The following is a 20,795-nucleotide window of genomic DNA, read 5'->3' as shown; positions in this document are numbered from 1 at the left end:
AGAAAGGCAGGCAAAAAGTGAATCGGTGGGCAAACCCTGGCATCTGTGTGCCAAGTGTTTTCGTTGGGTCTCAGCGCGGTGCTCGGACCTCTATGCCCGCGCCATCCAGGGCATGACGTGTGGCTTCGACCAACGCCAGGGCTCCCGGCGTGTCGCTGTGCAAACAGATGGAGTCGAATTCAATCGCCAGGTCTTCGCCCTCAATGGTGCGCACCACGCCTTGTTGGCAAGCACGCAGCACGCGCTCGGCGACGTGGGCCGGGTCGTAAGCGCGCACGTTGCGGGTGAAGACGATGGAGCCGCTGAGGTCGTATTCGCGGTCGGCGTAGAACTCGCGGATCACCGGTTGGCCGAGTTCCTTGGCAACCCGCCAGATCACCGAACCGGGCATGCAATACAGCAGCAACGCCGGTTCCAGACGTTGGAGGTTCTCTATCAGCAAACGGGCGGCCTCTTCGTCTCGGGCCAGGTGCATGTAGAGCGCGCCGTGGGGTTTGATGTGTTGCAGGGCCACGCCCTGAACCCGGGCGATTTCACGCAAGGCGCCCAACTGATAGAGCATGTCGTCGACCAGTTCCTGGGCCGGTGCATTGATGTGCCGACGACCAAAACCCACCAGGTCGCGAAACCCCGGATGCGCGCCGATGGCCACGCCCAGGCACTTGGCCTGCTCGACGGTGCGACGCATGGTGCCGGGGTCGCCGGCATGAAAACCGGTGGCGATGTTGGCCGAACTGATAAAGCCCATCAGCTCATTGTCGACGCCATCGCCGATGGTCCAGGGGCCAAAGCCTTCGCCCATGTCCGAGTTGAAATCTACTGCCTGCATGACGCGTGCTCCCGACGCTTGTGACTTCATGCAGGCCACGTTAGATTCCTGTTAACCCCTTGGGAAGATCTATTATCAGAGGGGTTATCTTCTGAAAAACAGATACCTCGTCACCCGGAGTGCTCATGTCCCTGACCTTGCGCCAAGTTCGTTATTTCGTCGCCACCGCCGAGATCGGGCAAATCTCTCAAGCCGCGATTCATTTGAATATTTCCCAGTCGGCGGTGACCACGGCGATCAAGGAACTGGAAAGCATCCTCGGCACGCTGTTGTTCCAGCGTTCGGCCCAGGGCATGAGCCTGACCGACGCCGGGCGGCACTTTTTGAATCGGGCCTACGTGATCTTGCGCAGCGTCGATGACGCGTTGAACAGCCCGTTGCCGGACATCCGCGCCAGTGGTGTATTGCGCTTGGCGGCGAGCTACACGGTGATCGGTTACTTCCTGCCGCACCACCTGCAACGGCTTGAACACTGGCATCCGGACGTGGCCATCGAGGTCCACGAACAGGAACGGACGGCCATCGAGCAGGGTCTGCTGGAAGGTCGATTCGACATGGCCGTGGTGCTCACCGCGAACCTCACCCACCCGGACATCGTCTCGGAGATTCTTTTCAACTCCGAGCGCCGGTTGTGGCTGCCCAGCCACCATCCGTTGTGCCAACGCTCGGCGGTCAGCCTCGCCGACGTCGCGAAAGAACCCTACATCCTGCTGACCGTCGACGAAGCCGAACAAAGCGCCATGCGTTACTGGGAACATGCGCATCAGCAGCCAAACGTGCGGGTACGCACCAGTTCAGTCGAAGCGGTGCGCAGCATGGTCGCCAATGGCAGCGGCGTGGCAATCCTCTCGGACTTGGTACACCGCCCCTGGTCGCTGGAAGGAAAACGCATCGAAACCCTGACAGTCACCGACAAGGTGACGCCGATGAGTGTTGGACTGGCGTGGCATCGCGAGCGCGAATTCAGCCCGGCGATGCAGGCGTTTCGTAACTATTTCCACGACGCATTTCTGGCGCCGCAACAGCTGTCTGCGCGACGCTGAAAACAGCGAAAACCATGCCCTCCTTTTGTGGCTTTGCGATGGGAGCTTTGGACCATTTCAGGTCACGGGCGACGCGCCTGATAGTGGTCAACACGCGCCTGAATGCGTCCATCCGTCGCCCCCCCTCCAGCCCCCACTCAACCTGCCGATAACCCTACTAACCGCATGCCTACATCCTGCGTTCCCCTCAGATTGAGCCGACCGACATGAACCCACTCTCCCTTCTAAAAAAAGCCCGGGCCGATCGTCAAGGCACCGCCACGCTCACCTGCACGGCCAATGAACTGGACCCCGCATTAGCCAACCTGCGCATCACCCCTACCCTGATCACCGGTTTCATCTCCCCTCACCTGGACATCGATCAGGTCGCCGCCAAGCTCAAACGTCGCTTCCCCCAAACCACCATCAGCCTGTGCACCACCTCGGGCGAGTTGTGCAACGCAGCCAATTCGCTGTACTGCACCACCGGCGAGCGCTGGGATCGGGTAGTGCTGCAGTTGTTCGATGACAGCCTGATTGCCTCGGCCGAAGTGGTGATGGTGCCATTGGAGTGCGAGGACATTCGCGGCGGCGGCAAGCGTTTGGGAATGCAGGAACGGATTGCCAAGTTGGTGAGTAATATCAAGCGGTTACAAGTGCGCACGCCGATCGATCACCGCGATACGTTGGCCTATGTGGTGTTCGATGGGTTGTCGGCGTCAGAGTCGTTTTTTATGGAGTCGCTGTATGAGTCGGGGCGTTTCCCCTGTTTGTTTGTGGGCGGGTCGGCCGGCGGTAAGTTGGATTTCCAGAAGACGCTGATTCACGATGGCCAGCGCAGTTATCAGAACCATGCGCAGATCGTGTTCCTGAAGACGGCGGCTCATGTGCGATTTGGCGTGTTCAAGAGCCAGAACTTCAAACCGGCGGATTTGACCTTCAGCGTGCTCACCGCCTCGGTGGAGGACCGCACGATTGACCAGGTGATCGACAGCAGCGGCAATATCAAGAGCATGGTGCAGGCGCTGTGCGACGCCTTCAATTGCGCGCCCCAGGCCCTGGAGGCGAAGCTGGCGGACTACTCGTTTGCGATTCGGGTGGGCAGCGAGTTGTTTGTGCGCTCCATCGCGCGCATCGACCATCAGCAGCAGATCGTGCAGCTGTTTTGCGACGTGGCGCCCGGCGAGGAGTTGGTGATGGTGCGGCGCACGCCCTTGCGTGACGCCACGCGTCTGGACTATGAACAGTTCTTGCGCGGCAAGGGCGGCCAGCCGGTGGCGGGTATTCTGAACGACTGCATTTTGCGCCGGCTCAACAACGCGGGCGAATTGGGCGGCATGGCCGGCACGTTTGGGGATGTGCCGCTGGCGGGGTTCTCGACCTTCGGTGAGATTCTGGGGTTGAACCTGAACCAGACGCTGACCGCGATTTTCTTCTTCCGGGTGGCCAAGGGCGCCAGTTTCAGCGACGAGTATGTGGACAATTTCATCGCCCACTACGGCGAGTTCAAGGCGTTTTTCCTGCGACGCCAGGTGAAGAAACTGGCGGGGCTGAACCATGTGGTGGTCAAGCAGATCACCGCGTTCAAGAACAACGATTTCACCGGTGCGCTGAACACCCGTGGGCTGGACAGCAGCATCCTGCCGGTGTTTGAAGGCCTCTCGGACTTGGGCCAGGTGCTGGCCCAGGCCCAGCACCTGCAGGCGGACATCGCGGCACAGATCAAGCATTACTCCGGTGAGTTGCACGCGTCGATGGACGAACTGGTGGGCACCATCGACCAGCAGAACAGCGTGTCTGCCCAGGCCGGGGCCACGGTGGAGGGGCTGTCCAGCCAGGCGGATGTCGCAGTGGAGGGCGCGCGCACGCTGGCGGGCTCGAGTTTGCGTATCCAGTCGATTGTGCAGGTGATCCAGCAGATCGCCGGGCAGACCAACCTGCTGGCGCTCAACGCCGCCATCGAAGCGGCCCGCGCCGGCGACCTGGGCCGGGGCTTTGCGGTGGTGGCCGACGAAGTGCGCAAACTGGCGGAAATCACGCGTAAGAATGCCGCGGAAATCGGCGTGGACATCGACCTGTTGTCCAGCGAGATCCAGCGCGTGGCCCAGCAGATTGAAGACCAGTCCAGCGGCGTCGGCGCACTGCGCGAAATGCTCGATGCACTGGAAGCGTCAAGCCGGGCGACCGAGGGCACGGCGCAACGGACGAAGACCATTGCGGATACGTTGACGGGGTTGACCCATACGTAGGGTTACAGGGGCGGGGTGAGCCGACTGAACAGGTCGCTCATCCCGATCACTCGCGACGCCGGCCCACGCTTAAAAGCGCGCATTCAAGGAAATGCTGCGCCGCTCACATCAATCGCACTGATGATGACTATCGAACCGCTCGCCTATTGGGTCGCCAAGACCGATTCCTATAATCGCTCCCCACTTCGTCCCCCCGCCTGGTTTCAGGCGGCACCCCTCTTGGAACCCAACGCCATGTCCAGCGCGCTCCAGGCCCCTCACGGCCGTCCCGAACATAATCAACAGAGTGTCAAACAGCAGTGGCTGGCGATTCTGTCGGTCGCCGTGGGGGCTTTCGCCCTGGTGACCAGCGAGTTTCTGCCGGTGGGCGTGCTCAACGACGTCGCCAGCGACCTTGGCATCAGTGCCGGCCATGCCGGTCTGATGGTGACCCTGCCGGGGATCATGGCCGCCCTCGCCGCGCCTTTTCTGTCGGTGAGCATTGGGGGCATGGACCGGCGCTATCTGCTGATCAGCCTGACGCTGATCATGATCATCGCCAACTCGGTGGTGGCCTTCGCCAGCGATTTCAGCCTGTTGCTGTTCGGGCGCGTGTTGCTGGGCATCAGCATCGGCGGTTTCTGGGCCACGGCCATCGCCCTCAGCGGACGCCTGGCGCCCAAGGGCGTGGGCGTCGCGCAGGCCACGTCGATCATCATGGTCGGTGTAACGCTGGCCACCGTGCTCGGCGTGCCCGTCGGCACCTGGCTCAGCGGCCTGATGGGCTGGCGCATGACGTTCCTGGTCACCGCGCTGCTGGGTGTGCCGGTGTTGCTGGCGCAGGTCTTTCTGTTGCCGCGACTCATGCCGGACAAGGCGATTCGCATCAGTGACCTGCCGGCCTTGTTTATCAATCCGCAAGCGCGGGTTGGTTTGATCGCAGTGTTGCTGATCGGCCTGGCGCACTTTGCCGCCTACACCTATGTCGCGCCCTTCTTCAAATACAGCTCCGGCTTCGATGGGCCGACGATTGGCTCGCTGTTGCTGCTCTTTGGCGTGGCCGGGGTATTCGGCAATATCTTTGCCGGTTTCGCCGCCAACCGCAGCGTGCGGCACACCTTGTTGCTGGTGGCGCTGATGATCGGCACCAGCACCGCACTGTTCCCTTACTTCGCCACCGGCATGACCGGCGCCGCGATGCTGATCGGGCTGTGGGGCTTCGCCTTCGGCGCCTTCCCGGCCTGCGCCAGTATCTGGATGTTTGTGGTGGCACCCAAGGACGTCGAGCGTGGCATGCCGCTGTTCGTCGCCCTGTTCCAGGTGATTATTGCCTTGGGTTCGTTCTTTGGCGGGCGCATCGTCGACCAGTTGGGCAGCGCGGTGCTGCTGAGCCTGGCCACGGCCCTGGTGGGCTGCGGGTTTGTCACGGTGCTGGTGCTGGGGCGCAACATCAGCAACCGCTTGGCGGCAGCGCCTTGCTAGACCGGCGCAGGAGCGACTTGGACGATGATCGCGGTTTTTAAGCTGGTATCATCCGCGCCTGTACACGTCAGGTAAAACCCCATGAATCGCCAGAAAAAACTCCAGCAGTTGTTCAAAGCCAAAGCCAAGAAGGCCAGCGCCAAATTGGCGCCGAAAAGTAAGGATAAGTACATCAGCAAAGCGGAGCGGGAAAAGCTCGCGGCTGAGGCCGCTCAAGACCCCAGCCTGTCCCCGGAAAGCTGACTCAGCAACCGCTCAACGCCACCTGCGGGCGCTCCCAGGCGAAGAAAAACGGCCGCAACCGCACGCCCACGCCGTTGCCGATAAACGCAGCCACCAGCCACACCCAGCCATGCAGGCTGCCGGAGGCGATGCCGCTGAAGTACGCGCCGATGTTGCAGCCGTATGCCAGGCGCGAGCCATAGCCCAGCAGCAGGCCGCCGATCACCGCCGCCACCAGCGAGCGCGTCGGGATCTTCAAGCTGGGGGCGAAGCGTCCGGCCAGGCCTGCGGCCAACAGCGCACCCAGGACGATGCCGATGTCCATCACGCTGGTGATGTCTTCCCACACCGGTGCGGCCAGGGCCTTGGCATTGCCCGGCATTTGCCAGAACGCCCAACTGGCCACATCCACACCCAACCCGCTGGCCACCTTGGCCCCCCACAGCGCGAACGCCGAGGTGATGCCCCACGGCCGCCCGGCCAGGGCCAGGGTCGCGTAATTGAGCAGTGCCAGGCCAATCGCGCCCCACACCAACGGCCACGGCCCGCGCAGGAAGCGGCGCAGCCCCTGATGCTCGCTGGTCACGCCGGCTTCAAGCTGGCCATGACGGCGCTTTTCCAGGCGCACGGTCACCACCGCGATCAGCGCGAACACCGCCAGGTTCAGGATCAATGCCGGCACCACACCGAAGCTTTTGACGATGGACACCGCCGGGAACGCCGGCAGCGCAAACCACCAGTCCACGTGATGGGTGGCGATCAGCGAGCCGCAGATAAAGAACAACAGGGTCACCAGCATGCGTGCATTGCCGCCGCCCACGGTGAACAGCGTGCCCGACGCACAACCGCCGCCCAACTGCATGCCGATCCCGAAGATAAACGCGCCGAACACTACCGACACCCCCGCCGGTGCCACCAGCCCGACCACCGGCTGGCCGAACAGGCTGCCCGCCCCCAGCGCCGGGAAAAACAGCAGCACCGCCAGCGCCAGCATCACCATCTGCGCGCGCAAGCCGGCGCCACGCCGGTCATTGATGAACACGCGCCAGGCCGAGGTGAAGCCGAAGGCGGCGTGGTAGAGGGTCAGGCCCAGCGCGGCGCCGACCGCCAGTAACAACACCTGGCGCGAGCCGACGCTGTTCTGCAGGAACAGGCCGCCCAGCACCAGCAGGATAAAGGCCACCAGCGGCGCGACGGGCGTGCGCGCGGGGGTGATAGGGACAGAGGTGCTCATGGGGTATCTCGGTTCGTTTGAATGGGGTTGATTGCAAGGGGGCGAGTATAAACCCGAGCGCGGCCTTCATCGGCAGCATTGTATAGGGGTGGGGGGTATGCCATGATTCGCCCCTTCATAGGTAGGGGGGGTATCCAATGGGCCATATCGCAGCCAACAAAGACAGCCTGATCAAACGGGTAAAACGCATCGCCGGGCAGCTCCAGGCGGTGGAAAAAGCCCTGGAGACGGACGCCGACTGCGCCAAGACCCTGCACCTGGTGGCCGCTACCCGCGGCGCCATCAACGGCTTGATGGAAGAAATCATCGAAGAGCACGCCAGGGCGCATGTGGCAGCCCCCTCCCTCAGCGACGAAGCGCGCAACCAGGGCGTGGAAGAGTTACTGGAAGCCATTCGCCGGTACTCCAAATGAGCCGCCTCAATCGTCACGCACATGAGCACGTGTTCCTCGGCGCCTCCCACGAAGAAAACGCCCGGCGCACCCTGTGGGTGGTGCTGCTGACGCTGGTGATGATGGTGGCGGAAATCGCCGCCGGCTACCTCACCGGCTCCATGGCCCTGCTGGCCGACGGTTTCCACATGGCCACCCACGCCGGCGCCTTGGGCATCGCCGCGGCGGCCTACGCCTATGCCAAGCGCCATGCGCGCAGCCCGCGCTTCAGCTTTGGCACCGGCAAGGTCGGCGACCTGGGCGGCTTCGCCTCGGCGCTGATCCTGGCGCTGGTGTCCCTGGGCATTGCGGTCGAGTCGGTGATGCGCCTGCTCGAGCCCGCCGAGGTGCAGTTCGGTACGGCGACGCTGATTGCCATCGTCGGCCTGGTGGTGAATATCGTCAGCGCGCTGTTGCTGGGCCACGGCCATCGTCATAGCCACGATCACGAGCATCATCACCCTGGCCACGACAACAACCTGCGATCGGCCTACGTGCATGTGCTCGCCGATGCGCTGACCTCCGTGCTCGCCATCGCCGCGTTGCTGGCCGGCCGCTACCTGGGCTGGGTGTGGCTGGACCCGGTGATGGGTATCGTCGGCGCCATCGTGATCGCACGCTGGGCCTGGAGCTTGATGAAGGTGACCGCCGGCGTGCTGCTGGACCAGACCGACGAACACGTCGCCGCCGAGATCCGCGAGCTGGTCGAACAAGCCGGCGATGCCAGGATCACCGACTTGCATGTGTGGCGCGTGGGCCCCGAGGCACACGCGGCGATTGTGAGCGTGATCGGCCAGGCGACCACGGATGCCGACGGCATTCGCGAGCGCCTCAAGCCCGTCCATGAAGTGAGCCACCTCACCGTCGAGTTCCGTGCGGCGTAACCGCCCCCCAATGGAAACGCATGAAACGCCCCGAGAAGATGGCCGCCGTGCAGCGCGCGACGCTGCGCTTGAAGGCGTTGAAAAAAGGCAAGTAAGGCGCTCAGCCGTTGATTACCTGCGCCCCACCGACCCCGACACCGGAAGATTGCCCAGCAACTTGAGCCCGGTGCTCTTGACGAAGGTGTCGTAGTCCATTGGTTTCTGGATGCGGGTTTCGGCGTTGGGCAGCACATACGCCCAGGCGCGCTGGGACGACGCGTCGTACACCAGCTTGAACAGACGCGTCGGCACCCAGACGCGGTTGTCGCCGATGGTGCTGTAGCCCGCATCGAACAGCGGCCCGGTGAACACATACACATCGCCGCCGGCACGCTGGGCAAACTTGCGCACGTCCGCCTCGACCTTGCTCCAGATCTTGCGGTTATTGGTGGGGTCCTGCGGCACCATGTTCGACAGCGCGAAGGATTGGGCCATGGCATGGGCGTTCGGCGCATCGGCGGCCGGGGCCTGGTGGCCACGGTCCATGGCTGGATGCTGGCTGCGGTAGTCGCTCAACTCCGCGCGGCCGGCCTTGGGGATGCGTGGGTCAGGGTAGAACTGATTGGTGCGCTCCTCGCCTTTGGCGTCCTTCAACTGCGCGGCGTTCAGGCGTTCGACCACCACCAGCGGGGTCTTGCTGGTTTGCGAATAGAGCACGGCAAAGGTGTCGGAGCACAGGGCCAGGGGTTTCATCGTCGCCGGCACGGTGGCGGTGTTGATGGTTTTTTGCGCGGGAAAGAGCTCAGCGCAGCCGTCGAACGAGGCACGTTGCTGCGCAAAGGTGTAAGGGTTTGCCAGGCTGCGGGCGTCGACGGTGGTGCAGAGCAAAACAAGGGCTGACAGCCCGACGGCAATGTTGCGTAGGTACATGCGTTAGATCTTATGGTGAGGGTAAACGGACGAGCGCGAATGATCGCACGGGGCGTATGGACCCTGATAAGTCTGTTTGGTGCCGCGAGACTCACCGACAAGGTTGAACCTCTCCTACACGCAAGGGCTCAGAAACCTACATCCCTGGGAAATCCTATGACCCAGACAGCCTTAGTCGTCGGCGCCAGCGGCATCGTTGGCAGCGCCATCACTCAGTCATTGCTCGACCACGCATGGCGTGTCGTCGCGTAGCACGACCTCAGCCTGTTAGAGAACTACGGCACGAGCATCACTGGCGGCCGTTTTTCTTCCAGTGGCTGGCCACGCCCGGCAGCGCTTGCGCGCAAGGCACTAGAACAACAAGCGCGAGAAATTGCAGCACGCTTGCGCCATCCGTGCCACGTCCTGGTTCAAGCCGAATTGGCGGTCCTCCCGGTGCAACGTCACATACTGGATACTCGGTAATTCCGGCTGCGTGACCAATGCACGCAACGTGCCCTGCTCGATCAAGTGGGACAGGCACACCTTGGGCAAATAACTCACGCCAATCCCAGACAAGGCCAACCCCACCTGCACCAACAGGTTGTGGCTCGTGAGCGTGCGCGGCATCTGCACGTTGTGCGCGGCCAGCCAACGTTCGTAGATCAAGCCGGTGCCCGACTGCGAGCCCTGGGTCAGCACGGTGTAGTTGGCCAGCGTTTCCAGGCTGACCGGGTCGGCGTCCGGAATCAGCCCGGGCGAGCAGATCCAGGCGTTTTCCACGCGCTGCAACGCAGTGCTGAGAAAGCGCGGATCGTTGTAGACATCCGGCACGATGATCAAGTCCAGTTGGTCGCTTTCCAGCTTGCGCAATAGTTCGCTGCTCAGCTCCACCGAGGGTTCGATCTGCACCTTGGGATAGGCCTGGCGCAGCGCGTCCACCAACGCCGGCAGCCAGGTCAGCGCGGTCAATTCAGTGACGCCGAGGCGAAAGCGCCGCACCAGCACTTCGCGGGCGCTGACCCGTTCGATCAATTGGTCGCGGCTTTTGAGCAGATCACGGGCGTAATCGAGCAATTCACCGCCCTTTTCCGTCAAGCGCGCGTTGCGTTTGCTGCGGTCGAAGATCGCCACGTCGAACGTCTCTTCCAGCTCCTGGATGCGCTTGGAGATGGCCGACTGAGACATGTTCAGCTTGTTGGCTGCTGCTTCGAAGCTGCCCAGCTCGGCGATCCAGTACAGCGCGTCGATTTGCTTGAAGGTGATCATGGCGAAACACTCATGACAAAAAGCGATGCTAACACATCATAAAATATCGCTAAAATTCTTGATTCGTCACTCCTAAGATCCAGCCATAGCCGCATCGCTATCCGACGACTCTGGAGATTCGACATGTCCTTGCCCGGTTCACGCATCCTTCCCAACGCCCCCATGGCCCCGGCCGAACTGGTCGAGGCGTTTGCCCACGTGGTCACCCCGCATATCAGCGACAACCTCGGCCGTCACATCGGCGCCCGTGGCCTGACGCGCTACAACCGCAGCGGTAAGCTGGTGGGCACGGCGATCACCGTGAAAACCCGCCCCGGCGACAACCTGCTGATCTACAAGGCCATGAGCCTGATGCAGCCCGGCCATGTGCTGGTGGTGGACGGCCAGGGCGACACCAACAATGCGGTGATCGGCGAACTGGTCAAGCTCTACGCCCAGCAACGCGGCTGCGTGGGGTTTGTGATCGACGGTGCGATTCGCGACGTTGCCAGTTTCGAGAACACGCCCTGCTATGCCCGCGCCGTGGTGCACACCGGCCCATACAAAACCGGCCCCGGCGAAGTGAACGTACCGGTGTCCATCGGCGGCATGTTGATCAACCCCGGCGACCTGCTGGTGGGCGACGAGGACGGCCTGGTGGCGTTCTCCCAGGCCGACGCTGCCGAAGTGCTGCGCCGCGCCGCGCAACATGCCGAGCATGAAGAAGTGGTGAAGGCCGAAATCGCCAGCGGCGCGGTACGCCAAAGCTGGATCGACAAGGTATTGAACAACGCCGGTCTGGCAGGATAAGGAAACAGCGATGAGCACAGCATTTTTGTCGGACCGCGTCCTGGGCATCGCGCCCTCCCCCAGCATCGCCGCCAACGCCTTGGTGACCGAGTTGCGTGCCCAGGGCCGCGACATCGTCAACTTCACCGTGGGCGAGCCGGACTTCGACACCCCGGCGCATATTCTCGACGCGGCCAGCCTGGCCATGCGCAACGGCGACACCCACTACACCCCCACCACCGGCACCCTCGCCCTACGCCAGGCCATCTGCCTCAAACTGCAGCGCGACAACGATTTGGCGTATGGCCTGGACGAAGTCGTCGCGGGCTGCGGCGGCAAGCACATCATCTATCACGCCTTGGCTGCCACCTTGAATCGCGGCGATGAGGTCATCGTGCATACGCCATATTGGGTGTCCTATCCGGACATCGCGCGGCTCAACGATGCCACGCCGGTGATCATTCCCGGCGATGAAAGCCTGGGCTTCAAGCTATCGCCCGCCGCCCTCGAACAGGCGATCACCCCCCGTACCAAATGGGTGATCCTCAACAGCCCGAACAACCCCAGCGGTGCTGTATACAACGAAGCCGAACTGTTGGCGTTGGCGCAGGTGTTGCGTCGCCATCCCCATGTACTGATCATGGCCGACGAAATCTACGAACACTTCGTCTACGGCACTGCCCGGCACGTGCCGCTGACACGCCTGGCCCCCGACCTCAAGTCGCGCACGCTGATCATCAACGGCGCCTCCAAGGGCTATGCGATGACCGGCTGGCGCCTGGGTTTCGGCGCGGGGCCGGCGTGGTTGATCGCCGCCATCGCCAAGCTGCTGTCGCAAACCACCACCTGCCCCAGCTCATTGAGCCAGGCGGCGGCGGTGGCCGCATTTGCCGGAGAGCAGGCGCCCATCGCCTCGATGCACGAGCAATACCAACAACGCCGCGCACTGATGCTGGAGCGACTGGCGCGGATTCCCGGCCTGAGCTTCACGCCACCGGACGGTGCGTTCTATGTGTTCGCCAATGTGAGCAGGCTGATGGGCAAGTTCACTCCCCAAGGTGATCGCCTGGAAAGCGACACCCAACTGGTGGACTACCTGCTGCGCGACTACGGCCTGGCCACAGTCAGCGGCGCGGCGTATGGCATGTCGCCCTATGTGCGTCTGTCGTTCGCCAGTTCGCTGGATGTGATTGAAGAAGGTTGCCGTCGACTCAAAGACGCATGCCACGACGTGCGCTGACGACCTCCCGCGACACCCGGCGGCCAATGGAAGGTCGCCTTTTTGACTGCCTAGAACAACAACTTAAAAATCATTGATCGCAAATGAGGCACTCCCATGCACACGCCACGTATCGCGCTGGTCTGGCAAATCATGATCGGCTTGCTGGCCGGCATCGCCATTGGCGCCCTGCTGCACCGCTTTCCCGAATCCCGGCCATGGCTGGTGGACAATATCCTGCAACCGGCGGGCGATATTTTTATCAAGCTGATGAAGATGATCGTGGTGCCCATCGTGTTTTCGTGCATGGTGGTGGGCATTGCCGGGCACGGGGACGGCAAAACCCTGGGCCGTATCGGGGTCAAATCCCTGAGCTATTTCTTTTGCATCACCACCCTGGCGATCATCATCGGCCTGCTCATGGGCAACCTGCTCAAGCCTGGCGCCGGGACGCAGCTGTCCAGCCTGCACGCGGCCAATATCACCCTGCCCACCAGCAGCGCCGCCGGCCATAGCCTGGGGCAGATCATCGTCGGCATCATCCCCGACAACGTGGTCAGCGCAATGGCCCAGGGCAGCCTGTTGTCGGTGCTGTTCTTTGCGGTGATGTTCGGCCTGGGCGTGGCGCGTTTGCCCGACGAACGCAAGGACCCGGTCATCGCCCTGCTGCGCGGCGTATCCGACGGGATGTTCAAGGTCACGTCGATGATCATGGCCTACTCGCCCATCGGTGTATTCGGCATGATCGCCGTGACCGTGGCCAACTTCGGCTTCAGCTCGCTGCTGCCACTGGCCAAGCTGATCATGGTCAGCTACATCGCCATCGCGTTCTTTGTACTGGTGGTGCTCAACCTGGTGGCGCGCCTGTGCGGGATCAACCTGTTTGCCTTGATGCGCCATATCAAGGATGAACTGGTGCTGGCGTTCTCCACTGCCAGTTCGGCAGCGGTGATGCCGCAACTGATGAAAAAACTGGAAACCTACGGTGTACCGCCTTCGCTGGTGAGCTTCGTGGTGCCGGTGGGCTACTCGTTCAACCTCGACGGCGCCTCACTGTTCCTCGGCATCGGCACGTTGTTTATTGCCCAGTTGTATGGCATCGACCTGAGCCTGGCCGACCAGGCGCTGTTGGTGGTCACCATGGTGCTCACCTCCAAAGGCGCCGCCGGCGTACCGGGATTCATGTTCGTGATTCTGTCGGCGACCCTGGCCAGTGCCGGTTTGCCGTTGGAGGGCATCGCGTTTATCGCCGGGGTGTATCGGTTGATGGAAATGCCCACCACCGCGCTGAACGTCTTGGGCAACGCCTTGGCGCCGCTGGTGATTGCCAAGTGGGAGGGCCGAAACGCGCCGGCTGCCGAGCGGATGAACGCCCGCAAGATGCGTGTGCAATAACGCCTGCGCCAACGAATAAAGGCGCTCCGAAGAGCGCCTTTATTCATCACGGCATTACTGCTCGCTGATGGTTTTCACATCCGCCTTGGCCGCACCGCCAATCGTAATGCGCTTAGGCTTGGCTTCCTCCGGCACCACCCGGAGCAGATCGATGCTCAGCAACCCATTGGCGAGCTGCGCGCCCTGCACTTCGATGTGGTCAACCAGGCGGAACGACAAGCGAAACGCACGCTGGGCGATGCCCTGGTGCAGGTAAGTGATGCCCTCATCATGCTCGCGCTTGCCGCCGGCGACGGTCAACACGCCCTTCTCCACCTGAATCTCCAGGTCGTCCTCCACCAGGCCGGCCGCTGCGATCACGATCCGATAATGATCATCACCGTGCTTTTCGACGTTATGAGGTGGATAGGTGGTACCGGCCTCGCTGCGAAGCGCCGATTCGAAAAGGTCGTTGAAACGGTCAAAGCCCACCGAATGACGGAACAGTGGGGCAAGGGAAAGAGTCGTAGCCATTGCAAAATCTCCTGAGTTTTCTCCAAGTGATTTGATACGCGACCCGCATTCGGCATCGCGTAAAGCCTAGGTAGGTTCGGGGGGAGAAATTTCAAGCGTCGAATACCAAAAATTTTTATCGGACGCGGCGATTGCCTGAAGACCGGTTGGCGTGACGGACAAAATAGCTAAACGGCTATTCCTGACTAGACTCATGAGCGCATTGCACTGGTTATGGGAATCGTTGGATGAGTGACGCAAATACGCGGACCGGAGTGTTTTCCAGCCCGTGGCGACATAAGGAGCTGTTGGTTTCCATGATCCAGCGGGAGGTGGTTGGTCGGTATCGCGGCTCCGTCATGGGGCTTTTGTGGTCGTTGCTCAATCCGTTGCTCATGCTGCTGGTTTATACCTTCGTGTTCAGCACGATGCTCAAGCTGCGCTGGCCTCAGGGCAGCGGCTCGAAATCCGAATTCGCCCTGTTGGTATTTGCCGGCCTGCTGACCTTCAATGTGTTTGCCGAATGTGTGGCCCGAGCACCCGGCCTGATTCTCGCCAACACTAACTATGTCAAGAAAGTCATGTTCCCTCTGGAGATCCTGCCATGGGTGGTGTTGGGCGCCGTGTTGTTCCATACCTTGGCCAGCCTGGCGATCTGGCTGGTCTTCCACCTGGTGTTTTTCGGCTTGCCCCCTTTGACCGGCCTGTTACTGCCCTTGGTCCTATTGCCACTGGTGCTCTTCACCCTGGGGATCTGCTGGGTATTGGCATCGCTGGGCGTTTACCTGCGTGATGTCGGCCAGATCGTCGGCGTACTGACCACCGCGTTGATGTTCGTCTCCGCGATCTTTTATCCGACCAGCGCCTTTCCCGCGGCCTACCAAGGCCTGCTTCGCCTTAATCCGCTCACGCTCGTGGTCGAGCAGACCCGTGACGTGCTGTTCTGGGGCGTAATACCGGACCCTTTCACATGGGCCTGCGGCCTGCTCGTTGCCAGCGGCGTCGCCTGGCTGGGGTTCACCTGGTTCCAGAAGACCCGCCGAGGATTCGCCGATGTGCTCTGACATCGCGGTACAAACGACTCATCTGAGTAAGCACTATCACCTCTATGCGACACCGAGAGCCCGCCTATGGCAAATGCTGTATCGCGGCAAAAAGCAGTTTTACAGCGAGTTCCGTGCACTCCAGGACGTCTCCCTGGAACTGCACAAAGGTGAAACGGTCGGCATCATCGGCCGCAACGGCAGCGGCAAATCAACGCTGCTGCAACTGATCTGCGGCACGCTGAGTGCCACCTCCGGCAGCATTCAAAGCCAGGGGCGCATCGCGGCGTTGCTGGAGTTGGGTTCGGGCTTCGATCACGCGTTCACCGGACGCGAAAACGTCTACATGAACGGCGCCGTACTGGGACTCAGCCGTGCGCAGATCGACGCGCGTTTTGCCGAGATCACTGATTTTGCCAATATTGGCGACTTTATCGATCAACCGACCAAGACCTACTCGAGCGGCATGCTGGTGCGGCTGGCCTTCGCGGTGGCGGTGTGCGTGGAGCCGGACATCCTGATCGTCGATGAGGCCCTCGCCGTGGGCGACGCGTCCTTTCAGTTCAAATGCCTCAGCCGCCTTGAGGCACTGACACGACGAGGTACTACGCTGCTGTTCGTGTCCCATGACATGAGCATGGTCAAACGTTTTTGCAATCGGGTCATTTACCTGCGGGAAGGCCAGGTGCGCGCCAGCGGTACTGCCGAAGCGATGGCCGAGCTTTACCTGCTGGACATGCGTGACGAGCAGCGCCGCCAGGCAAGTGGCGGTAAGGTAACGGTCGTCCCCAAGGCTTTTCTTGCCAAACGGGGCGGTATCGCCTTTGGCACCGATGAGGGCCATATCGTGGCGGCTTGCTTTACCAGTACCGAGGGCCTGTATTCGAGTTTTGTGTACGGCGAGCCCATCGAGTTGCGTATTGAAACCCAGGTTCGCGACACCATCGAGCTGCCGAGCGTCAGTGTGACCATCCAGGAAGCGCGCCTGCTGGTGATTGGCGGGGCCAATCTGCCGCTGCAAGTGGAGGCGACTCAGGACGGCTGGCGCAAGGCGACGATCACCGTCAACTTCCCCGCCAACCTCGCCCCAGGCAAGTACCACATCACGCTGAAACTGATGAACGGCCACCACGAAGAAACCGCACATCTGATTGAAAAGCAGGTCGCGTTACTGGCGTTCGACACCTTGCCTGGCAATAAGGAGTTCCTCGGTTTCGTCGATCTGGGCATACACGCCGCGCCTCCACACCCAACGATGACAACCAGGGAACAACCATGAGCCGAGCATGGCAGGTCGGGATCTTCGGAACCTTCGATGTCGCCAACTATGGCGACTTGCTGTTTCCCATCATCGCTGAGGCGGAATTGACCAGGCGCCTGGGCACGCTGACCCTTCACCGGTTTTCTTATCACGGGAAAACCGCAGATGAATGGCCTTACGCAGTCACGTCACTGACCCGGCTACCGGAAATCGCCGGGCAACTGGATGGGGTATTGATCGGCGGCGGTTTCATCATCCGTTTCGACAAGACGGTCGCCAGAGACTATTACCCCCCCGACGCCTCCATTCATCACCCCACCGGTTACTGGCTGACACCCGCCCTGATCGCCTTGCAACACGGCATCCCACTGATCTGGAATGCACCGGGCATGCACGGCAATGACATCCCGCACTGGGCGGCGCCCCTGGTAAAACTGGCCCTGGAACACAGCCCCCACATCAGGGTGCGTGACGCGCTGTCGAAAACGGCCCTGGCCGAGTTGACGGACACCGCGCGTATCGAGGTACTCCCCGATACAGCTTTCGGCCTGCCCCGGCTGATCAACCCGCAATCGCCTTCGGCCGCTTTTCTCGCGCTCTGCGCCAGCGCCGGGCTGAACAAACCCTATCTGGTCGTGCACACGATCCGGGGGCTGGAGAGTTTTCTGCACCTGTGGAGTAGCCATGGCGAGCAATTCGAAGACTTGCAACTGCTACTGCTGCCCATCGGCCCGGTACTCGGTGATCACGCATCGGTCCTGGGCGACGGTCTGCAGCGTTCGCGGAGTTTGCCGTTCTGGCCGGAGCCCCTGCTCCTGGCCGAACTGCTTGCCCAGGCCGAAGGGGTGATCGGGCACAGCTACCATTTGGCGATCAGCGCATTGGCTTTCGGCGTACCGATCTTCTCCTCTGCCGACCTGAGTTCCGGCAAGTACACCGCGCTGCCCAGCCACGGGCGAATATTCCCGTTGCACAAGGATCAAGTTATTGATCCGCACTGGTTTCGCGCGCAACTGGGGCGCCAGCCTGTTTCCACGGTGACCGCCCACGCCATGGAGCAGCTCGACGAGCACTGGGACCAGGTGGCGGCACTGATCCGTGAAGGTCGCAGGCCCACTCAGCCAGCGCTCAACCGGTATTGGCAAACGTTGCCCGACGTTCTGGAAAAACTGCACATCCAGATCCAACAGAGCGTCGACATGCAAAGCGAATGCCTACAGAAACAACGCGAGCTGGAAGCGCTGTATCAGTCCAACTCTTTCAAGCTGACGGCGCCGTTGCGCCACCTGCGTCGTACCCTGAAGAACTGGCTGGGAGCCATTGGACATGATTGACCTGAAAAAACTGAGCGTTCATCGCTTGCACAACGCGCCTTATTCCTGGGCACAGATCAACGGGCTCTATACCCCCGAAGATGCCAGGGCGCTGGCCGAAACCTACCCACACGATCATTTCAAGACGGTTAGCGGCTACGGCGGAGAAAAGGACTACGAATACGAGGCAAGGCAATTGATCGCCATGGACAGTCACCAAACGGTCAACCCGCAGGCCCTGAGTCGGCAATGGCTGGCATTGGCACAATGTCTCTGCTCGATGCCCTATCGCCAGGCCATTTCGGCGCTGACCGGGCTGGACCTGACCCAAGTGCCCATGGAGGCCAACCTCTTCCATTACGGCCCGGGGGCCAACCTGGGCCCTCATCCTGACCTGCCTGACAAACTGGTCACGCACATTCTGTATTTCAATCAAACCTGGGACCCCGCCGACGGTGGCTGCCTGCAGATCCTGGGTTCCGCCGATCCCACCCACATCGTGGCCGAGGTGGTGCCCATCGTCGGAAACTCCGCTGTTCTGGTACGCGCAAATAACTCCTGGCATGCCGTCTCGCGGGTTGTTCAAGGCTGCCGCTCTTCGCGGCGCAGCGTTACGGTCACGTTCTATCGCCCAGGCTCCAGCAGTTCGATGTGGCCCGCGGATGACCAGACACCGCTTCACCCTTACGACCAACAGAAAAACCAATGAGGATCTCCCTCCCATGCTGACCCATCAGCGTCCGTCTCGCTGGAACCGCTGGCGTGCGGCGTATCATCGGCTGCCGTTGCCGGCCAGCGTGAAAAAGCTCCTCGCCACCGTTTATCGTCGAGTCCTGCTCAGGGCTGTGCATGCGTTACGGGGTGGCGGCCGCAGCCGTGCGCGAACCTTCGTCAGCCCTTCGTGTGTACCGCAGCAACGGCACGCGGGGCTGCCCGACTACATCATCTGGGGGGCCATCGATTGGGATTTTCGCCACCAGCGCCCTCAACAACTGGCGCAAGCGCTAAGCGCCACTGGACGCAGAGTGATCTATGTAGGCTCGTCATCGATAGAGGCACCCCATTGCGGCTTTGAATCAGCGCCGCTGGACGAAGAGAACCGCCTGTTCCAGGTCCGCCTGTTCGCTCGCGACACGCGGCCTATCTATTCCGGCGCTCCCGACAGTGCAAGGGTTGAGCAGCTACGCCGCAGTATGGGAGAGGTGCTCCTGTGGGCCCAGTGCGAGCGGGTAATTTCACTGGTGCAGCATCCGTTCTGGTACGACATCGCCCGCGTATTACCCAATAGCCGGTTGATCTACGATTGCATGGACGATCATCAAGGGTTTGGCGACAACGCGCCGGACCTTCTGCAGCTTGAACAGCGGCTGGTCCGCGACGCCGACGCCAGGGTGTTCACCTCCGACTGGCTGGCTCAGCGCTGGTCCGCACAACCCAATGAAACCCGCGCGCTCATCCGCAACGCCGCCGATTTCACCCGGTTCTCCAGCCGGCCGGCCTCGGTCTACCGGGATCGTTTGCAACGCTCGGTGATTGGTTACTACGGCGCCATCGCCAGTTGGTTCGACCACACCCTCGTGGCCAGTATCGCCGAAGCGTTCCCCCAGCATTTAGTGCTGCTGATCGGCGCCGATACGGTGGGCACCCGTGCGCAATTGCGCGGCTACTCGAACGTCGAGTTCACCGGCGAAGTGCCCTATGCCACCTTGCCTTATTACCTGCATGGCTTTGATGTCTGCATCGTGCCGTTTCACATCACCAGGCTGACGCTCGCCACCAACCCGGTCAAAGTCTATGAATACCTTAGCGCCGGAAAACCCGTGGTCTCGGTAGACCTGCCGGAGATGCAGCAATTTGGCGCACTGGTGCAAGTCGCCCGCGATAAACCCGCTTTCATTGCCGCCATCGCCCACGCAATGGCGCCCTCCACGGCCGAACAGATCGCTCAGCGACAAGCGTTCGCGGCCCGAGAAAGCTGGACACAACGTGCCGAGGCACTCACGGCTCTGGCCGAAAGCCACGACCACGACCCACGAATCAGCGTCATCGTCGTGACCTACAACAACCTGGCGCTGACACGTGCATGCCTGGACAGCCTGGATAACGACCGTGAAGGCCCCGCGCTGGAAATCATTGTGGTAGACAATGCGTCCATCGACGGCACCCCTGAATTTCTCACCCAATGGGCGGCCCGCAGCGGACAGACGATTGTGCTCAACCTCGAAAACCGCGGGTTTGCGGCGGCGAATAACCAGGGGCTGGCGATCGCAAACGGGGCTTACCTGGTGCTGCTCAATAACGACACGCAGGTGACTGCCGGCTGGGCAAGTACATTGCAGCGGCATTTGCAGCGTAACCCCGAGCTTGGCCTGATCGGACCGATCACCAATAACATCGGCAACCAGGCCAGGATCGACATCCGCTACACCCACCTCGCAGACATGCCGCAGGCGGCTCGACGCTTTACCTGCCGGCACGTTGGCGAGTTGCTTCGGCTGCCGACCCTGGCGTTCTTCTGTGTGATGATGCCGCGCAGCACCTATATGCGAATCGGTCCGCTCGACGAGGTGTACGGACTGGGATTCTTTGAAGACGACGACTACTGCCGGCGTATCGAGCAAGCCGGCCTGACGAACGCATGCGCCCGCGATGTATTCATCCATCACCATCTGTCGGCGTCGTTCGATCAAATGCACCAGGGCGAGCGCCAGGCTCTGTTTGAGAGAAATAAAGCGATCTATGAAGCCAAGTGGGGGCCATGGGTGCCCCATGAATATGATTAAGGCGATGACACACGCACTGACCCGGTCCGGGT

19 protein-coding genes and 1 pseudogene are annotated in these 20,795 nt (G+C 61.6%); 15 read left to right on the top strand and 5 right to left on the bottom strand.

The genetic code is table 11. The features are described 5' to 3' along the window. Positions 1 to 70: 70 nt before the first annotated feature. Positions 71 to 829: a 5-oxoprolinase subunit PxpA gene (locus ACLH0J_RS13775; protein ID WP_411392402.1), complete on the bottom strand. Its 759-nt coding sequence runs from the start codon at positions 827 to 829 to the stop codon at positions 71 to 73. A gap of 125 nt (positions 830 to 954) precedes the next feature. Here ACLH0J_RS13775 and ACLH0J_RS13770 point away from each other — a divergent pair, with 125 nt between their 5' ends. From ACLH0J_RS13770 to ACLH0J_RS13755, 4 genes are all read left to right on the top strand, one after another. Next, positions 955 to 1,872, top strand: coding sequence for a LysR family transcriptional regulator (locus tag ACLH0J_RS13770; RefSeq protein ID WP_411392401.1), 918 nt, complete (start codon positions 955 to 957; stop codon positions 1,870 to 1,872). Positions 1,873 to 2,078: 206 nt separating this feature from the next. Beyond that, the gene (locus ACLH0J_RS13765; RefSeq protein WP_411392400.1) at positions 2,079 to 4,100 is read left to right on the top strand and encodes an FIST N-terminal domain-containing protein; all 2,022 of its coding nucleotides are present in this window, start codon (positions 2,079 to 2,081) and stop codon (positions 4,098 to 4,100) included. Positions 4,101 to 4,334: 234 nt separating this feature from the next. Further along, on the top strand, positions 4,335 to 5,561 hold the full coding sequence (locus tag ACLH0J_RS13760) for an MFS transporter (RefSeq protein WP_411392399.1): 1,227 nt from the start codon (positions 4,335 to 4,337) through the stop codon (positions 5,559 to 5,561). Between the two features lie 81 nt (positions 5,562 to 5,642). Then, positions 5,643 to 5,804: a DUF2986 domain-containing protein gene (locus tag ACLH0J_RS13755; protein WP_411392398.1), complete on the top strand. Its 162-nt coding sequence runs from the start codon at positions 5,643 to 5,645 to the stop codon at positions 5,802 to 5,804. Position 5,805: 1 nt separating this feature from the next. Here the strand turns inward: ACLH0J_RS13755 and ACLH0J_RS13750 are convergent, their stop codons facing one another. Then, positions 5,806 to 7,017 (bottom strand): YeeE/YedE family protein, encoded by a 1,212-nt coding sequence (locus ACLH0J_RS13750; RefSeq protein WP_411392397.1) that lies wholly within the window; start codon positions 7,015 to 7,017, stop codon positions 5,806 to 5,808. Between the two features lie 137 nt (positions 7,018 to 7,154). Here ACLH0J_RS13750 and ACLH0J_RS13745 point away from each other — a divergent pair, with 137 nt between their 5' ends. From ACLH0J_RS13745 to ACLH0J_RS13735, 3 genes and pseudogenes are all read left to right on the top strand, one after another. Next, entirely contained in the window at positions 7,155 to 7,430 is a 276-nt protein-coding gene (locus tag ACLH0J_RS13745; RefSeq protein ID WP_411392396.1) for a metal/formaldehyde-sensitive transcriptional repressor, read from the top strand. Then, the gene (dmeF, locus tag ACLH0J_RS13740; protein ID WP_411392395.1) at positions 7,427 to 8,332 is read left to right on the top strand and encodes a CDF family Co(II)/Ni(II) efflux transporter DmeF; all 906 of its coding nucleotides are present in this window, start codon (positions 7,427 to 7,429) and stop codon (positions 8,330 to 8,332) included. Before ACLH0J_RS13745 ends, dmeF begins: the two co-directional genes overlap by 4 nt. Beyond that, a pseudogene (locus ACLH0J_RS13735) lies at positions 8,317 to 8,427 on the top strand (DUF1289 domain-containing protein); the annotation flags it as partial. The gene dmeF and the pseudogene ACLH0J_RS13735, both read left to right, overlap by 16 nt. A gap of 16 nt (positions 8,428 to 8,443) precedes the next feature. On the opposite strand, the gene ACLH0J_RS13730 reads toward ACLH0J_RS13735, so the two are convergent. After that, positions 8,444 to 9,241, bottom strand: a complete 798-nt coding sequence (locus ACLH0J_RS13730) for a DNA/RNA non-specific endonuclease (RefSeq protein WP_411392394.1) — start codon at positions 9,239 to 9,241, stop codon at positions 8,444 to 8,446. A gap of 351 nt (positions 9,242 to 9,592) precedes the next feature. Beyond that, entirely contained in the window at positions 9,593 to 10,489 is an 897-nt protein-coding gene (locus ACLH0J_RS13725) for a LysR family transcriptional regulator (protein ID WP_411392393.1), read from the bottom strand. A gap of 123 nt (positions 10,490 to 10,612) precedes the next feature. Between ACLH0J_RS13725 and ACLH0J_RS13720 the strand changes: the two genes are divergently transcribed. The 3 genes from ACLH0J_RS13720 to ACLH0J_RS13710 all read left to right on the top strand — a co-directional run bounded on the left by ACLH0J_RS13720 (position 10,613) and on the right by ACLH0J_RS13710 (position 13,871). After that, the gene (locus tag ACLH0J_RS13720) at positions 10,613 to 11,278 is read left to right on the top strand and encodes an RraA family protein (protein ID WP_411392392.1); all 666 of its coding nucleotides are present in this window, start codon (positions 10,613 to 10,615) and stop codon (positions 11,276 to 11,278) included. A 10-nt stretch (positions 11,279 to 11,288) separates the two neighbouring features. After that, positions 11,289 to 12,497: a pyridoxal phosphate-dependent aminotransferase gene (locus ACLH0J_RS13715; protein ID WP_411392391.1), complete on the top strand. Its 1,209-nt coding sequence runs from the start codon at positions 11,289 to 11,291 to the stop codon at positions 12,495 to 12,497. Between the two features lie 96 nt (positions 12,498 to 12,593). Next, entirely contained in the window at positions 12,594 to 13,871 is a 1,278-nt protein-coding gene (locus ACLH0J_RS13710; RefSeq protein ID WP_411392390.1) for a cation:dicarboxylate symporter family transporter, read from the top strand. 54 nt (positions 13,872 to 13,925) lie between these two features. Here ACLH0J_RS13710 and ACLH0J_RS13705 read toward each other — a convergent pair whose 3' ends face one another. Continuing rightward, on the bottom strand, positions 13,926 to 14,384 hold the full coding sequence (locus ACLH0J_RS13705) for an Hsp20 family protein (RefSeq protein ID WP_411392389.1): 459 nt from the start codon (positions 14,382 to 14,384) through the stop codon (positions 13,926 to 13,928). 227 nt (positions 14,385 to 14,611) lie between these two features. Between ACLH0J_RS13705 and ACLH0J_RS13700 the strand changes: the two genes are divergently transcribed. From ACLH0J_RS13700 to ACLH0J_RS13680, 5 genes are read left to right on the top strand one after another with little or no spacing between them, the layout of a single operon-like run. Then, positions 14,612 to 15,427 (top strand): ABC transporter permease, encoded by an 816-nt coding sequence (locus ACLH0J_RS13700; protein ID WP_411392388.1) that lies wholly within the window; start codon positions 14,612 to 14,614, stop codon positions 15,425 to 15,427. Then, positions 15,417 to 16,685 carry an ABC transporter ATP-binding protein gene (locus tag ACLH0J_RS13695; RefSeq protein ID WP_411392387.1) on the top strand — a complete coding sequence of 423 codons (1,269 nt, stop codon included), beginning with the start codon at positions 15,417 to 15,419 and terminating at the stop codon, positions 16,683 to 16,685. Before ACLH0J_RS13700 ends, ACLH0J_RS13695 begins: the two co-directional genes overlap by 11 nt. After that, positions 16,682 to 18,001: a polysaccharide pyruvyl transferase family protein gene (locus ACLH0J_RS13690; RefSeq protein WP_411392386.1), complete on the top strand. Its 1,320-nt coding sequence runs from the start codon at positions 16,682 to 16,684 to the stop codon at positions 17,999 to 18,001. The genes ACLH0J_RS13695 and ACLH0J_RS13690 overlap by 4 nt, the downstream gene beginning before the upstream one ends. Next, a complete protein-coding gene (locus tag ACLH0J_RS13685) occupies positions 17,994 to 18,689 on the top strand; it encodes a 2OG-Fe(II) oxygenase family protein (RefSeq protein ID WP_411392385.1) in 696 nt (231 codons plus the stop codon). The genes ACLH0J_RS13690 and ACLH0J_RS13685 overlap by 8 nt, the downstream gene beginning before the upstream one ends. Before the next feature lie 13 nt (positions 18,690 to 18,702). Then, the gene (locus ACLH0J_RS13680) at positions 18,703 to 20,763 is read left to right on the top strand and encodes a glycosyltransferase (protein ID WP_411392384.1); all 2,061 of its coding nucleotides are present in this window, start codon (positions 18,703 to 18,705) and stop codon (positions 20,761 to 20,763) included. Positions 20,764 to 20,795 lie beyond the last annotated feature (32 nt).

Source organism: Pseudomonas sp. MPB23, assembly GCF_046605395.1.
Lineage (GTDB): Bacteria > Pseudomonadota > Gammaproteobacteria > Pseudomonadales > Pseudomonadaceae > Aquipseudomonas.
The sequence above is the reverse complement of the archived record's forward strand: the minus strand, read 5'-3'. Positions and strand labels throughout refer to the sequence as shown.